This window comes from Streptomyces sp. R818, from assembly GCF_056172735.1.
The window spans coordinates 145,856-158,131 of the sequence record NZ_JAOCNE010000004.1 but is presented as its reverse complement, the minus strand read 5'-3'; the positions used below and the strand labels follow the sequence as shown (position 1 = coordinate 158,131).

The window sequence follows — 12,276 nt, the reverse complement described above, 5'->3', positions numbered from 1 at the left end:
TTCTGGTGAACGTCCGGAAAGGTCAGTTGGCCAGCCAGTCGGCGGCACGGCGCGCGTCGCCCGCCGCCCGCGCGCACCGCTCGGCATGGGCGAGCAGCGTCATCCGGCAGCGCTCGCCGAACGCGTCGTGGTTCCAGCCGTCCAGGCCCGCGCACTCGGCGAGCTTGCGCGCGTGCTGCTCCAGGCCGCGCGCACCGGCCGTGAGGAGCGCGGCGTAGCGGGCCGGGCTCTGCCCGGCGGCGGGCGGCGCGTACCCGTCGGCCGTCGGGCGGTCCTCGGCGGCACCCGGGGTGTGCTCGGCGTCCGCGAGCGCGAGGCGCAGCGACGCGGCGGGCAGGTCGGCCGGGAGCGCGGCGCCGTCGAGGCGCGGGGCGAGGACGACCGGTTGGGCGTGCCGGGTCAGGGCACGGACGAGTTCGGTGGCGGCGAGCGCGCCGAGTTCGGCCGCCGCGCAGGGGGCGGGCGCCGCGCACAGCGACGTCGACGGGTCGCCGCCGTGGCCGTGCGTCTCGTCGAGGTCCCGCAGCCAGGCGGTCGCGCACAGCAGATCGGTGCCCGCGTCCACGGCAAGGCCGCGCCAGGTGAACGGCGCGGTCACCTCGTGCAGCGTGGCGGCCAGCGGCGGATACCGGCGCAGCGCCTCGCCCACCGCACGCTCCGCGCGGTCGCCCGCGGCCGGTTCGGGCTCCACCGTCAGCAGCGCGAGGGCCTGTGCCGCCGTGTCGGCCAGCGCCCGGGTGCAGACCTCCAGGGCGTGCTCGACCACCGCGTCCCGGGCGTCGTCGGCGAGGCCCGTGGCGAGCGGCCCCGGGTGCTCCCCGTGCACGTACGGTTCGAGCCGGCGGCGCAGGGCGGCGACACGCGCGGCGTACTCGGTGCTGTCCCCGGCCTGTGCGGCGGCGTCGAGGATGCCGCTGACCAGTGCGTCCTCCGCGCCTTCCGCACCGAGGACGAGCTGCCGGGCGAGGCGTGCGGTGAGGGTGCGCCAGTCGGCGCGGTCGAGGCCGCCGTCGGAGCGGCGCGCCGCGTAGAGGGCGCCGGCCGTCTCCTCGGCCGCCGTACGCACCTGGGCGTGCAGCGCGCTGAGGGTGACGGGCAGCGTGGTGTGCGGGGTGAGCCGCAGGCGGCGGCCCTCGGCGGTCAGCGCGGTGACGGTGCCGCGAGCCCCCGCCTCGTCGGACCGGCTCACCAGACTGGTGGCGTCGTCGGCGGTGAGCGGCATCAGGAAGGTGCCGAACGCGGTGCGCAGCCGGGTCGGACGGCTCGACTTGGTGCGCCGCAGCGCCGCCAGGGCCTGCCGGGTGAGCTGCTGCCTTGTGAACGGCTTGAGGCCGAGGGCGCGCGCCGGGGCGTCGATCCAGGAGACACGCTGGGCCGCCAGCGCGGCGCTGATCAGCGCGTTCTCCAGGGGCCAGGCCGAGGCGGGCGGGCGAGGGGCGGTCGTCGTCGTTTCCGTGGCGGTCATGCGCCGGTCTCTTTCGTAGAGGTGCGGTCTTGCGTGGCGGTGCGGTCCTGCGTGGACGTGCGGTCCTGCGTGGCGGTGGGGGCCTGCGTGGCGGTGCGGTCTCGCGTGGCGGTGCGGTCCCGCGTCACTTGTCGCGCAGCAGATAGGGCTGGTTGGCGACGATCTCGCCGTCGTAGCGGGTGATCAGCTCGTTGACCCGGGCGCGGTGCGGGACCTCGCCGCTGCGCAGCGTGTCGGCGTACGCCTGCGGGGCGTGCGAGAGCGGGTAGTCGTACGCCTCGTCCAGCCAGGACAGCTCGACCCAGCTCTCGGGGATGTCGTTGGCGGAGGCGGGACCGCGCCCGTCGAGGCCCGGGATCACGTCGTGCTGGTTGACGAGGCTGATCACCCGGGTCGTGGGGTCGGCGGGCCGCTTGGTGTCGATGGGGGAGCCGACCGTGACCACGTGCGTGAGCCGGTACCGGGAGACGAAGTCGAGGTCCGAGGCGAGGTTCATGGCGGTGATGCCGCCGAGGCTGTGCCCGACGATCATCAGCTCCGCGCCCTCGGGCACGCCCGCCCGCAGCAGCATCTGCTTCGCCGACCTGCTGTACGTGGTGTCGGTGCGGAGCAGCGCGTCGAACGCGCCGACGAGGTCCTGCGGCGTGGAGTTGCTCAGGCGGCCGAAGCTGGTGCCCGGGAGTAGGACGACGTGGCGCTCCGTGCCGTCCGCGCAGGCGACACGGCGCAGCAGCGCGAGCCCGTGGTTGCCGAGGGCGGAGATGTCGTCGATGTAGCGCACGATGTCGTTGGCGGAGCGCGCGAGGACGCGGCCGAGCATCGCGTCGGGCTCGGTGCGCTCGGCGCGGCCCGCGCCCGGGTTGAGGTGCCTGATCAGCCCGGCGGGCAGCCCGAACAGCGGGTCGGTGGTGGGCACGCCGCCCGCCAGGGTCACCCACGCGAAGCTGTCGTTGGTCGGGTTCTCGTCGAGCAGCCCCCCGAGCGCGAGCAGCTCCATGATCACGGGGCTGATCGTGGTGAGCGTGCGGGTGACGCCGAGCAGCTCCACCAAGTCCCGCGCGGCGCGCACCACTTCGACCCTGCGGCCCGCGACGACGGCGTCGGTGAGCCGCTTGGCGAGCGGCGCCGCCAGGTTCGGGTGCTCACGGGCGGCCGCTTCGATGCGCAGCGCGAACGCGTCCACCGCCATCGCCACGGCGGCGGGCCTGCGGCGCGCCACGGCGCCGAGTGAGCGGATCGTCTCGCCGACCATGCCGCCGTTGGCGGCGATGCCGAGCCCACCCGGGTTCGTCAGGGCGCGCAGCGCCGAGAGCGCGGTGCCGAACGCCCACGCGGGGCGGCGCACCGCCTGCAGTCCGACGCGCCAGCTCCCGGCGGCGGCGGTCAGCTCCGCGCCGGTCCGCCGGGCCGCGAGCGCGGCGTCCGCGAGCAGCACCGAGGCCGCGAGGAGCAGCTCCGCGTCGGTCTCCGTCGGCTGCTGCTGTCGTACGGGCTGCCGTGCGCCCACCGTGTCGACGGTTCCGGCCGTCATCCCGCCACCTCGTTCCGATGAGTTCAGGTGCGTTCCGGGGCGTTCCGGGGCGTTCCGGTGTGTTCCGGTGTCTTCCGGCGGGACCGCGCGGGGCGCGCGGCGCCTGGTCCGTCACCTGCAAGAAGTAGAACCGGCGCGGGAGCGGTCGGCAGGGCCGCTGCCGCTGCTCGGGTGAATCACCGAGCGTGTACGCGCGCCGGGCCCGGGTGGTCACCGCGATCCGTGCACAGCATGGCCGGTGTGATCATCGGAGCGGAGTGTGCGAGGCGGCGGGCGGCGCGGTGGCTGCTCGCCGGTCTCCTCCTTGCCGGGAGCTGCTGGTCCGCCGGGCCGTCCGCCGCCGACGGCGCCGGGACGCGCGGGCTCGCCCTCACCGTCACCGTGAACACCCGGCCCGGCGTCGGCGCCCTGCGCCCCGGGATCCGCGTCGGCGACACCGTCGTCAAGTCGTACCGCCTGGTCAACCGGGGCGGCGCCGACCTGCACGACGTACGCCTGTGGGACCCCGCGCTGCCGGGCGTCGCCATCCACTGCCCCGGCGCCACGGGCCGGGTGCCACTGCTCGTCGGCCTGCGCTCGGCGCGCTGCACGGCCACCGGGAGAGCGCGCCCCGGGACCTGGACCGGCGACGTACGGGCGGCGGGCCAGGCCAATCTGCGCGCCCTCGTGCAGGCGAGCGCACGTTCCGGCTACGCCGGGGTCGGCGCCGCCCTGACCCTGACCGAGACGGCGCGCGTCACCGGGCCGCGGCAGGCCGAGGTCCGCTACACCGTCACCAACACCGGCAACCGCACCGTCCACGGCGTCCGGCTCACCGACCCCGTGCTCGCGCCCGACCGGATCGTCTGCCCCGGCGGGTCGCCCGTCGTCGCCCACCTCGCCGCCGGGTCCAGGGCGACCTGCACCGCCGTGGTGCGGCGCGCGCCCGGCACGTACGAGAGCCGGGGCCGGGCCGACGGCAGCGACCGCATCCGCACGCTCGGCCCGCGCGGCGAACCGGTCCCGGCCCCGCTCCTCACGGCCCGCGCGGCGGCCCGCTTCACGCTCCGCGCCCCGGCGGCTCCCGCGAAGCCCCGGCCCCCGAAACCCGCGCCGCCCAAGCCCGCGCCGGGGAAGCCCGCGCCTCAGGGCACGGGGCCGGTCCTCGGGCCGCCCGGCACGCAGCCCGGGGGCGGACTGCCGTCCCTGCCGCTCGCCCCGGAGGTGCCACCGGGCGGCGAGGCGCCGGGCGTAGCGCAACCGGGCGCGGCACAACCGGGCACGGCCGGGCGGGGATTCGCCGCGCCGGGCCTCGCTCCGGGCGTGCCCGGGACGGCGCCGGGGACGGTGCCCGGCGGGATGCCCCCCGGAGCCGTCGCGCCGGACGCGGCGGGACGGCCCCCGGGCGCGATGCCGCCGCCCGGAGACCGGCCCGCGCAACCGCCCGCCGCCGAGCCGCCCGCGAAACCGCCTGCCAAGCCCCACGCCGAACCGCCCGTGAAACCGCCCGCGGAGCCGCCGCAGGCCGACCAGCCGAACCAGGTCCCCAGGGACGTCCCGAGCGCGACGCCGTCGCAGCGCTCACTGCTCGGCCGCTTCATGCGCGAGGACCACACCCCCACCGACCTGGGCGTCCTCACCGCCCTCTTCCTCATCCTGCTGCCCGCAGCCATCGCGGCCGCCGTCTTCGGCTCCCGTAGACTCTGACCGCGCCCCCACGAACCGGGACCCACCGATGATCGAAACCCTCGCCATCGTCCTGGGCGTCGCCCTGCTCGCCGGGGTGGTCGTCCTGGTCAAACACCGCTTCCAGCCGATCGGCCCCGACGACGAACCCCGCGAGGACGTCGCCGAGTACATCTCGATGATGGTCGGCGTCCTGTACGCGCTCGTCCTCGGGCTCGCCCTGGTCTCCGTCTGGGACATGCACTCCAGCGCCGAGGACCACACCGCCACCGAGGCGAGCGCGGCGCACCAGATCCATCTGCTCGCCGCGGGGCTGCCCGCCGCGCAGGCCGACCGGATGCGCGGCGAGATCGACACGTACATGCGGCACGTCAGCGAGGACGAGTGGCCCGCGATGGCGAAGCAGGCCCCGCTCGGCACGACCGGCTGGCGCATCCTGAACGAGGTGCGGGCGACCGGTCAGGTCCCCGCGGACGCCACCCCGGCCCAGCAGGCCACGGGGCAGGAGACGCTGGCGCAGCTCAGCACGCTCAGCGAGGCGCGCCGCGGCCGGGAGTCCGACGCGGGCGACGAGCTGTCACCGGTGATCTGGCTCGGCCTGATCGTCGGCGGCGTCCTCACCATCGCGTTCATGTTCATGTTCGGGGTGAAGCGCAGCTTCAGCCATGTCGTGATGGTGATGGGCCTGTCCGCGCTCATCACCTTCACCGTGCTCCTCATCCACCAGCTGAACAGCCCGTTCGACGGGATGTTCGCGGTCGACCCGAGCCCCTTCTCCCCGTACTCCTGAAAGAGACCTCAGAAGCCTGGAAGAGACCTCAGGAGACGGCGCGGGTCGCGCTCGCGCTGTCCGGGTGCAGCGCGAAGACCTGGTCGAGGCCGACGATGCGCAGAATGCGCAGCGTGTTGGCCGGGACGGCGGCGAGCGCGATGTCCGCGCCCGCCGCCTCGGCGTGGTTGCGCGCGGCGATCAGGGCGCTGATGCCGCTGGAGTCGCAGAACGGCATCCCGGAGAGGTCCAGGACGAGCAGCGAACCCGGTCGCAGGGCGACGGTGGGCAGGTAGGTCCGCAGCGTCGGGGAGCTGTCGTGGTCGAGGTCGCCGACGACCTCGACCACGGACCCCGTGGGACTTTCTCTGACGTTGATCTTCAGTGGGCTCATGGCGTGCCCTTCGTGGTCGCGGCGGTGCGGGGCACGCCCAGGGCGAGCAGGGCGGTGTCGTCGTCGAGCCCTTCGCCGAGTCCGCTCAGCAGACCGCTCAGCGCGGCGATGACGGACTCGGCGGGGCCCGCGTGCTCGGCGGCGAAGGCGCGCAGGGCGTCGTCGCCGAAGAGGGACGAGCGGTCGGGTCCGGTCCGGGCCTCGAGCACGCCGTCGGTGTAGAGCAGCAGGGTGTCGCCCGGGGCGAGGGTCGTGGTGGCGGTCGCGAACCGGGGGGAGGGCAGGGCGCCCACGAGCAGGCCGCCCGGGGTGGGCAGATGGTCGGCGGTGCCGGTGGAGCGCAGGACGAGTGCCGGCGGATGACCGCCCGAGGCGAGCCGCACCGTGACGTGGCCGGGCTCCGGGCCGGGTTCGAGGATGCCGAGGATCGCGGTGCAGAACCGCGGGTCGACCCCCGAGTACCGGTCGTAGAGGACCTGGTTGAGCGTGCTCAGCGCGGCCACCGGTTCGGCGTCGTGCATCGCGGCCGCGCGCAGCGTGTACCGGGTCAGCGAGGTGACCGCGGCCGCCTCGGGGCCCTTGCCGCACACGTCGCCGAGGAAGAACGCGAAGCGCTCACCGTCGAGTGGGAAGACGTCGTAGAAGTCGCCGCCGAGCCGGTCGGGGGAGGCCGTGTGGTAGTACGCGGCCGCTTCCATCCCCGGGATCTCCGGCAGCGAAGCGGGCAGCAGCGACTGCTGGAGGACGGCGAGGGCCTGCTGCAGGCGGGCGCGGTCGGCGCGGGCCTGCCGCGTGGACTCCTCGGCGGCCCTGCGGGCGCGCAGCAGCTCCGTCTCGTAGGCGCGGCGGTCGGTCGCGTCGAAGACGGTGAGACGGGTCAGGAGCGGCGTGCCCGTCGAGCCGTACTTGACCACCGCGGAGACCAGCACCGACAGCCGCGAACCGTCGGCCCGCCGCAGCTCGAGGGCGACTCCGCTGATCTCGCCCTGCATCTTCAGCAGCGGCGCGAAGTGCGTCTCGTGGTACATCCTGCCGCCCACCGTGAGCAGGTCCGCGAAGCGCCGCCGCCCCACCACCGACTCCCGGTCCAGCCCGAGCCAGTTCAGCAGGGTGTCGTTGAGCTTGACGACGGTGCCGTCCATCAGCGTGGAGAGGTAGCCGCACGGCGCGTGGTCGTACAGCTCTTCCGGGCTGTCCTCCAGGAGCGCCGCGAAGTTGACCGCCGCGGCCGTCCCGTTGTCCGGTCCCTCGGCGCCCGAGCCGGTGCGGCACATCATCGCAGCTCCCCGAGGAACGAGGTGAGCGCCGCGTTGGTGGCCTCCGGCGCGGAGAGGTGCGGACAGTGCCCGGTCGCGTCGAGCGTGACGAGCCGCGAACCCGGGATCGCCTCGTGCACGTAGGCGCCGACCTCGCGCGGGGCGATGGCGTCCTGGGTGCAGTCCAGGATCAGCGTCGGCACGTGGACGTCCTTCAGGTCGTCCCGGGCGTCCGAGAGGAACGTGGTCCGCGCGAAGACCCGCGCCATCTCCGGATCGGTGGCGCAGAAGCTGTTCCTCAGCTCCTCGCCCAGCTCGGGACGGTCCGGGTTGGCCATGATGAGCGGCGCCATCGCCGCCGACCAGCCCAGGTAGTTCGCCTCCAGGGACTCCAGGAGCTCCTCGATGTCGCCCTCGCTGAACCCGCCCCGGTACCCCTCGTCGTCGATGTAGCGCGGGGACGGGGCGACCATCACGAGCGCGCCGATCCGCTCGGGGGCGCGCTTCGCCGCCAGCACACCGATCATCGAGCTGACCGAGTGGCCGACGAACACCGCGTCGCGCAGGCCGAGCCGCTCGCACACCTCCACCGCGTCACGCGCGTACCCGTCGAGGGAGGAGTAGCGCTCCTCCGAGAACGCCGACAGGTCCGAGCGGCCCGCGCCGACGTAGTCGAACAGGACCACACGACAGTCGCGCTCCAGGGCGGGCACGGTCAGCCGCCACATGTTCTGGTCGCACCCGAAGCCGTGCGCGAGGACCACGGCGGGCCCCTCCGGGTTCCCGGTCACGGTGACATTGTTCCTGTGGAGGATGTCCATGCCGGCCATGATCTCAGCCCTCCGGAAATCGATGGCCACCGGCCTTGTTTGCGTCCAGGAGCCTCGGGCAAGTGGGCGTGAGTGCTTGGGACCACAGGCCTCTGTGAGGGGCGCTGTGCCCGGATGCCGGTCCCACCCGCTGCTCCTCACGGTCACTTGAGCCGGAAGCAGCGATAGGAGGACATCCACATGGCCGTATGCCGCCCGCACGATGACGCGCCCGAGACCGCCGAGGCCTTCCACCGCCTCGCCACCGCTCCCGACGGACCCGAACGCGACCTCCTCCTCCAGGAGTTGGTGGAGGCGTGGCTGCCCATGGCGCACCGGCTCGCCATGAAGTTCCGCAACCGGGGCGAGAACATGGACGACCTCAAGCAGGTCGCCGCCATGGGGCTGGTCAAGGCCGTCGACCGCTACGAGCCAGGCCGCGGCGCCTTCGAGTCCTACGCGGTCCCCACCATCACCGGCGAACTGCGCCGCCACTTCCGCGACCACACCTGGGACGTCCGCGTCCCGCGCCGCGTCCAGGACCTGCGCAACAAGGTCCGCGTCGCACGCCGCGAGGTCATGGACCAACCGGGCCACGCCGGTGAAGCGGGCATGGAGGAGATCGCCGCACAGGCCGGCCTCACCCTCGACGAGGTCCGCGACGGCATGGAGGCCCTGGAGAGCTACCGCTCCCTCTCGCTCGACGCCGAGGCCACCGGAGCCGCGGGCGACGGCGACGGACTCAGCCTCGCCGACACCCTGGGCCACACGGAGAGCCGCTTCGACGTCATCACCGACCGCGAGGCCGCCAAGGAGGGTCTGCGGGCCCTGCCCGAACGCGAACGCACCATCCTCTACCTGCGCTACTTCGAGGACATGACCCAGGCGGGCATAGCCGAGAGGGTCGGCATCTCCCAGATGCACGTCTCCCGGCTCATCAACCGCAGCTGCGCCCAGGTCCGCGCCCACGCGAGCGGCCAGGCGGCCGCCTGACCGCCCGGCATCAGCGCAGACGTGCACCGGCGCCGCTGCCGCCCCCACTGCCAGCGTCGTCGTCGCCATCGTCGTCGTCCGGTACATGCACGTCGAAGACGTTGATGTCGATCTCGGTCACATCGAGCCCGGTCATCGTCTCGACCGCCTCGACGGCACGGCTTCGGATGTCCTTCGCCAGTTCGTGGATCGGCATGCCGTACTCGACCTCGACGTCCACCGAGATCGACACCTCCTCCTCGTCCACCTCCGCCTTGACCGAACGGCCGGGGGACGAGGAGGAGCCGGGCATCCGGTTCGAGACCGCACCCAGTGCCTTGGACGCGCCCTTGCCGACGGAGCGGACACCCTCCGTCTCCCGGATCGCTATCCCGGCGATGGTGGCCACCACACTGTCGGCGATGGTCGTCGTCCCGCGCGTGCCGCTGCTCTGACCGCTCTTACGATGCGCGCCCGCTGTCGTCGCGCTGGGGGTTCCGGTTCCGATGTCGGACATGGCCGCCTCACAGTGAGTCGCCGGCACGGACGGAGGAGCCCGCCCGTGAGATCCCCTTCCTCACTGTGCGCCCAGGTGGCGCAGGCTGCCATTCGAGTGACGCTCAGTCGCGGGGGCCGGTCGGTCGCGGGTCGGTCAGTCGCGGGGGAGGAGGGAGCCGAGTGGCCCCAGGTCCAGGTTCAGGTCCTCCGGGCGCAGCCCGTGCTGCTCGCACAGCTCCCCCATACGCTGGTCGAGCAGCATCAGCGTCGTACCGATCTCGTCGGCCTTCTCGTCGCTGAGATCGCCCTGCTCGACGCGGCGGATGGCCTGCCGTTCCATCAACTGCCGCAACAGCTCGACCACGGTGAGCACCAGCGCCACGAGGTCCCGGCCCACCTTCTCGGAGTCGAGGTCGACCCGCGCGCCGTCCGTCACAGCGGGCCCCCGTCCGCCCACGGCGCCGGGACGCGCTCGCTCACCGACGACAGCAGCGCGTGCAGCGAGAGCCGTACGAGCGGCACGTCCGCGATGGCGATGACGAGGTCCCCGCTGACGACGACGCCGGTCGCGAGGACCCGGTCGAGCAGGTCGACAAGAGGTACTCCGATGGGACCGCTCAACGGCTCGGGGGTGTCCCACGGAACCACGGCTCGTTCCATGCCGCTGACGCTGTTCACGCTGTCCATGCTGTTCACACCTCGCCGACGAAGGAGTACGGGACCCAGGGCCCCGACAGTTCGATCTGCGCGCCGGTCCGCTCCCGCAACTGCCCGACCCTGCGCCGGAGTTCGTCCGCCCGGTCCTCCGCGACGAGGTACGTGGCGTTGAGTACGTGCACGCGCCGCTCGCCCACCAGCTCCGCACCGTGCGTACGGAGCCTGCGGGACGCGGCCGCGAGCGAACGCAGCTCCGCGTCGACCGACTCCGCGACCTCCAGCGCCTCCTCCCTGCCGCGCTCCCGCCGCTCGTGCAGACCACGCTTGCGCCGCAGGTAGGCGAGACCGGCGCCGGGCACCGGGGGACCGGAGGGGGCGGCCGCGACACCGGCCGGGGCCCGCTGCTCCGGTGACGGCGCGGGCCTGAACACCTTCACACCCCACTCCGTGTGGTGGGCCACGCGCTTCAGCGCCCGATGGAACCGCGCGCCCTCGTCGTCGAGGACGGCGCGGGCCCGCTCGTCGTCGGTGTAGAGCGTGGCGAGCGGCAACGGCACCGTCGCGCCGTGCGCGGCCACCGCGGAGACCACCTCGTGGTGGGCCCGCGCGTACCGTTCCAGCTCCGCGCGGTCGGAGAGGCGTACCTGCCACACCTCGTCGGTGAAGTCGGCGGCCGGCACCGACTGGACCACGGCCGTCAGCGCGCCGGACGTCAGCAGCCGCACCGGACCGCCGCCGGGCATGCCCGCGAGGGCGGAGTGGTCGGCCGTGCGGACGGCTCTGGTGGGGCGGCACACGGCGAAGACGTAGGTGGCGTCGGCGGGTGTGGGGCCGGTCATGTGCGGGTGTGCTCCTCTTCTCTGTCCTCCAGTGCCTCCAGCCGCGCGCGCAGTTCACGGTTCTCGTCCTGCAACGCGTCGCGGGCCGCGCGTGAGCTCAGCGCCGGGTCCGTCTCCCACCAGTCGATGCCCGCCTTCTTCGCGGTGTCGACGGAGGCGACGAAGAGGCGGAGCCGGATGGTGAGCAGCTCGATGTCGAGGAGGTCGATCTTGATGTCCCCGGCGATGACGATGCCCTTGTCGAGCACGCGCTCCAGGATGTCGGCGAGGTTGGTGCTCGGGGGGCCGGGCACCGGGGACATGTCGTGCCGGTGGTCGAGGTCGGTCACCTGGAGGCTCCTGTCCGGCGCTTGCGGCTCGGGCGCTTGGGCGGGTCCTCCCATTCGTCGTCGTCCTGGTCGCCGTCCTCGTCCTCGTCGTCTTCGTCCACCTCGTCGTCTTCGTCGTCTTCGTCGTTCTCGGCCTGGTCGTCCTCGTCCTCGTTCTCGTTCTCTTCGTCCTCTTCGGGCTCGTCCTCGTAGCCCTCGTCGTCGTCCTGGTTGTCGTCGTTCTCCTGGTCCTGGTCCTGCTCTTCCTGTTCTTCCTGTTCGACGGCGTCCTCGTGGGAGAGGACGACCTCGCCGTCCCGGATCTCGCCGCGCCAGCCCTCCGGCTCCTCCTCGGTGAGCGTGACGTAGCGCTGGAAGTGCTTGAAGTCCAGGCGCATACGACGGCCCTGGGCACGCCACAGGTTGCCCGTCTTCTCGAAGAAGCCGGACGGGTAGTACTCGACGACCAGGACGATCCGCGTCAGCGTCGGAGCCAGTTCGTGGAAGCTGACCGCGCCGCGCGTGCTGCCCTTCGCGCCCTCGGAGGTCCAGACGATCCGGTCGTCCGGGATCTGCTCCTGCACCGTGGCCTTGAAGCTGCGCGAGGAGGGGCCGATCTTGACCTTCCAGTCGCTCTCCGTCTCGTCGCTCTTCGAGACGGAGCGGACGCCCTTGGTGAAGTCGCTGAACTGGTCGTACTCCGTCCAGGCGTTGTAGGCGGTGCGCAGCGGCACGCCCACGTCCAGGACCTCGATGATGTTCATGGACTTGGAGTCGCCGGACTTGCGGCCGCCGCCCCCGCCCCCGCCCCCGCCGCCTCCGAAGGCCTGTTTCGCCTTGTCCACGACCGCGTCCTTGGCGCCCTTCGCCTTGTCCGAGACGAACGCCTTGACCGGCGATTCGCCCTGGAGGACACGGGAGCCGATGGAGGTCAGCGAGCCCGGGTTGTCGGCCGCGTCGCTCAACTTGTCGGTCAGACCGCTGAGTTTGTCGCCCGCCTTCTCGGTCAGGTGCTGGACCTGCGCACCGGCGAACTTCGTCAGCTCGTCCTTGAGCCGTCCGAGCCCCGGCTCCTCGTTCGCGCCGGACTCGTCCCTGTCGTTCTGTGCCATG

14 protein-coding genes are annotated in these 12,276 nt (G+C 73.2%); 3 read left to right on the top strand and 11 right to left on the bottom strand.

Annotated elements, in window-relative coordinates; all coding sequences use genetic code 11:
- Positions 1–22: 22 nt before the first annotated feature.
- On the bottom strand, positions 23–1,465 hold the full coding sequence (locus N5I75_RS13675) for a hypothetical protein (protein ID WP_476677293.1): 1,443 nt from the start codon (positions 1,463–1,465) through the stop codon (positions 23–25).
- A 124-nt stretch (positions 1,466–1,589) separates the two neighbouring features.
- The gene (locus N5I75_RS13670) at positions 1,590–2,996 is read right to left on the bottom strand and encodes a lipase family protein (protein ID WP_476677291.1); all 1,407 of its coding nucleotides are present in this window, start codon (positions 2,994–2,996) and stop codon (positions 1,590–1,592) included.
- Positions 2,997–3,236: 240 nt separating this feature from the next.
- Here N5I75_RS13670 and N5I75_RS13665 point away from each other — a divergent pair, with 240 nt between their 5' ends.
- Together N5I75_RS13665 and N5I75_RS13660 are read left to right on the top strand one after the other, a co-directional pair.
- Complete coding sequence (locus tag N5I75_RS13665) at positions 3,237–4,682, top strand: hypothetical protein (protein WP_476677289.1); 1,446 nt, start codon at positions 3,237–3,239, stop codon at positions 4,680–4,682.
- Between the two features lie 28 nt (positions 4,683–4,710).
- Positions 4,711–5,451, top strand: a complete 741-nt coding sequence (locus tag N5I75_RS13660) for a bestrophin-like domain (protein ID WP_476677288.1) — start codon at positions 4,711–4,713, stop codon at positions 5,449–5,451.
- A 28-nt stretch (positions 5,452–5,479) separates the two neighbouring features.
- Here N5I75_RS13660 and N5I75_RS13655 read toward each other — a convergent pair whose 3' ends face one another.
- The 3 genes from N5I75_RS13655 to N5I75_RS13645 are packed head-to-tail and all read right to left on the bottom strand — an operon-like array spanning position 5,480 to position 7,901.
- A complete protein-coding gene (locus N5I75_RS13655; RefSeq protein WP_476677286.1) occupies positions 5,480–5,824 on the bottom strand; it encodes an STAS domain-containing protein in 345 nt (114 codons plus the stop codon).
- Complete coding sequence (locus N5I75_RS13650; RefSeq protein WP_476677882.1) at positions 5,821–7,098, bottom strand: PP2C family protein-serine/threonine phosphatase; 1,278 nt, start codon at positions 7,096–7,098, stop codon at positions 5,821–5,823. The genes N5I75_RS13655 and N5I75_RS13650 overlap by 4 nt, the downstream gene beginning before the upstream one ends.
- Positions 7,098–7,901, bottom strand: a complete 804-nt coding sequence (locus N5I75_RS13645) for an alpha/beta fold hydrolase (protein WP_476677284.1) — start codon at positions 7,899–7,901, stop codon at positions 7,098–7,100. Before N5I75_RS13645 ends, N5I75_RS13650 begins: the two co-directional genes overlap by 1 nt.
- A gap of 189 nt (positions 7,902–8,090) precedes the next feature.
- Between N5I75_RS13645 and N5I75_RS13640 the strand changes: the two genes are divergently transcribed.
- Complete coding sequence (locus N5I75_RS13640; RefSeq protein ID WP_476677282.1) at positions 8,091–8,882, top strand: SigB/SigF/SigG family RNA polymerase sigma factor; 792 nt, start codon at positions 8,091–8,093, stop codon at positions 8,880–8,882.
- 10 nt (positions 8,883–8,892) lie between these two features.
- On the opposite strand, the gene N5I75_RS13635 is transcribed toward N5I75_RS13640, so the two are convergent.
- The 6 genes from N5I75_RS13635 to N5I75_RS13610 all read right to left on the bottom strand — a co-directional run bounded on the left by N5I75_RS13635 (position 8,893) and on the right by N5I75_RS13610 (position 12,275).
- Entirely contained in the window at positions 8,893–9,378 is a 486-nt protein-coding gene (locus tag N5I75_RS13635) for an Asp23/Gls24 family envelope stress response protein (protein ID WP_476677280.1), read from the bottom strand.
- 135 nt (positions 9,379–9,513) lie between these two features.
- Positions 9,514–9,795, bottom strand: coding sequence for a gas vesicle protein K (locus N5I75_RS13630; RefSeq protein WP_476677278.1), 282 nt, complete (start codon positions 9,793–9,795; stop codon positions 9,514–9,516).
- Positions 9,792–10,019: a gas vesicle protein gene (locus N5I75_RS13625; RefSeq protein WP_476677880.1), complete on the bottom strand. Its 228-nt coding sequence runs from the start codon at positions 10,017–10,019 to the stop codon at positions 9,792–9,794. The genes N5I75_RS13630 and N5I75_RS13625 overlap by 4 nt, the downstream gene beginning before the upstream one ends.
- Before the next feature lie 32 nt (positions 10,020–10,051).
- A complete protein-coding gene (locus tag N5I75_RS13620; protein WP_476677276.1) occupies positions 10,052–10,855 on the bottom strand; it encodes a GvpL/GvpF family gas vesicle protein in 804 nt (267 codons plus the stop codon).
- Positions 10,852–11,184: a gas vesicle protein gene (locus N5I75_RS13615; RefSeq protein WP_476677275.1), complete on the bottom strand. Its 333-nt coding sequence runs from the start codon at positions 11,182–11,184 to the stop codon at positions 10,852–10,854. The genes N5I75_RS13620 and N5I75_RS13615 overlap by 4 nt, the downstream gene beginning before the upstream one ends.
- A complete protein-coding gene (locus N5I75_RS13610) occupies positions 11,181–12,275 on the bottom strand; it encodes an SRPBCC family protein (RefSeq protein WP_476677273.1) in 1,095 nt (364 codons plus the stop codon). Before N5I75_RS13610 ends, N5I75_RS13615 begins: the two co-directional genes overlap by 4 nt.
- Position 12,276: the final 1 nt, after the last annotated feature.

Excerpts from the sequence above, each read along its gene's own strand:
- N5I75_RS13675 (WP_476677293.1), bottom strand. The coding sequence starts at position 1,465 with ATGACCGCCACGGAAACGACGACGACCGCCCCTCGCCCGCCCGCCTCG.
- N5I75_RS13655 (WP_476677286.1), bottom strand. The coding sequence starts at position 5,824 with ATGAGCCCACTGAAGATCAACGTCAGAGAAAGTCCCACGGGGTCCGTG.
- N5I75_RS13645 (WP_476677284.1), bottom strand. The coding sequence starts at position 7,901 with ATGGACATCCTCCACAGGAACAATGTCACCGTGACCGGGAACCCGGAG.
- N5I75_RS13650 (WP_476677882.1), bottom strand. The coding sequence starts at position 7,098 with ATGTGCCGCACCGGCTCGGGCGCCGAGGGACCGGACAACGGGACGGCC.
- N5I75_RS13625 (WP_476677880.1), bottom strand. The coding sequence starts at position 10,019 with ATGGAACGAGCCGTGGTTCCGTGGGACACCCCCGAGCCGTTGAGCGGT.
- N5I75_RS13620 (WP_476677276.1), bottom strand. The coding sequence starts at position 10,855 with ATGACCGGCCCCACACCCGCCGACGCCACCTACGTCTTCGCCGTGTGC.
- N5I75_RS13660 (WP_476677288.1), top strand. The coding sequence starts at position 4,711 with ATGATCGAAACCCTCGCCATCGTCCTGGGCGTCGCCCTGCTCGCCGGG.
- N5I75_RS13640 (WP_476677282.1), top strand. The coding sequence starts at position 8,091 with ATGGCCGTATGCCGCCCGCACGATGACGCGCCCGAGACCGCCGAGGCC.
- N5I75_RS13610 (WP_476677273.1), bottom strand. The coding sequence starts at position 12,275 with ATGGCACAGAACGACAGGGACGAGTCCGGCGCGAACGAGGAGCCGGGG.
- N5I75_RS13635 (WP_476677280.1), bottom strand. The coding sequence starts at position 9,378 with ATGTCCGACATCGGAACCGGAACCCCCAGCGCGACGACAGCGGGCGCG.
- N5I75_RS13670 (WP_476677291.1), bottom strand. The coding sequence starts at position 2,996 with ATGACGGCCGGAACCGTCGACACGGTGGGCGCACGGCAGCCCGTACGA.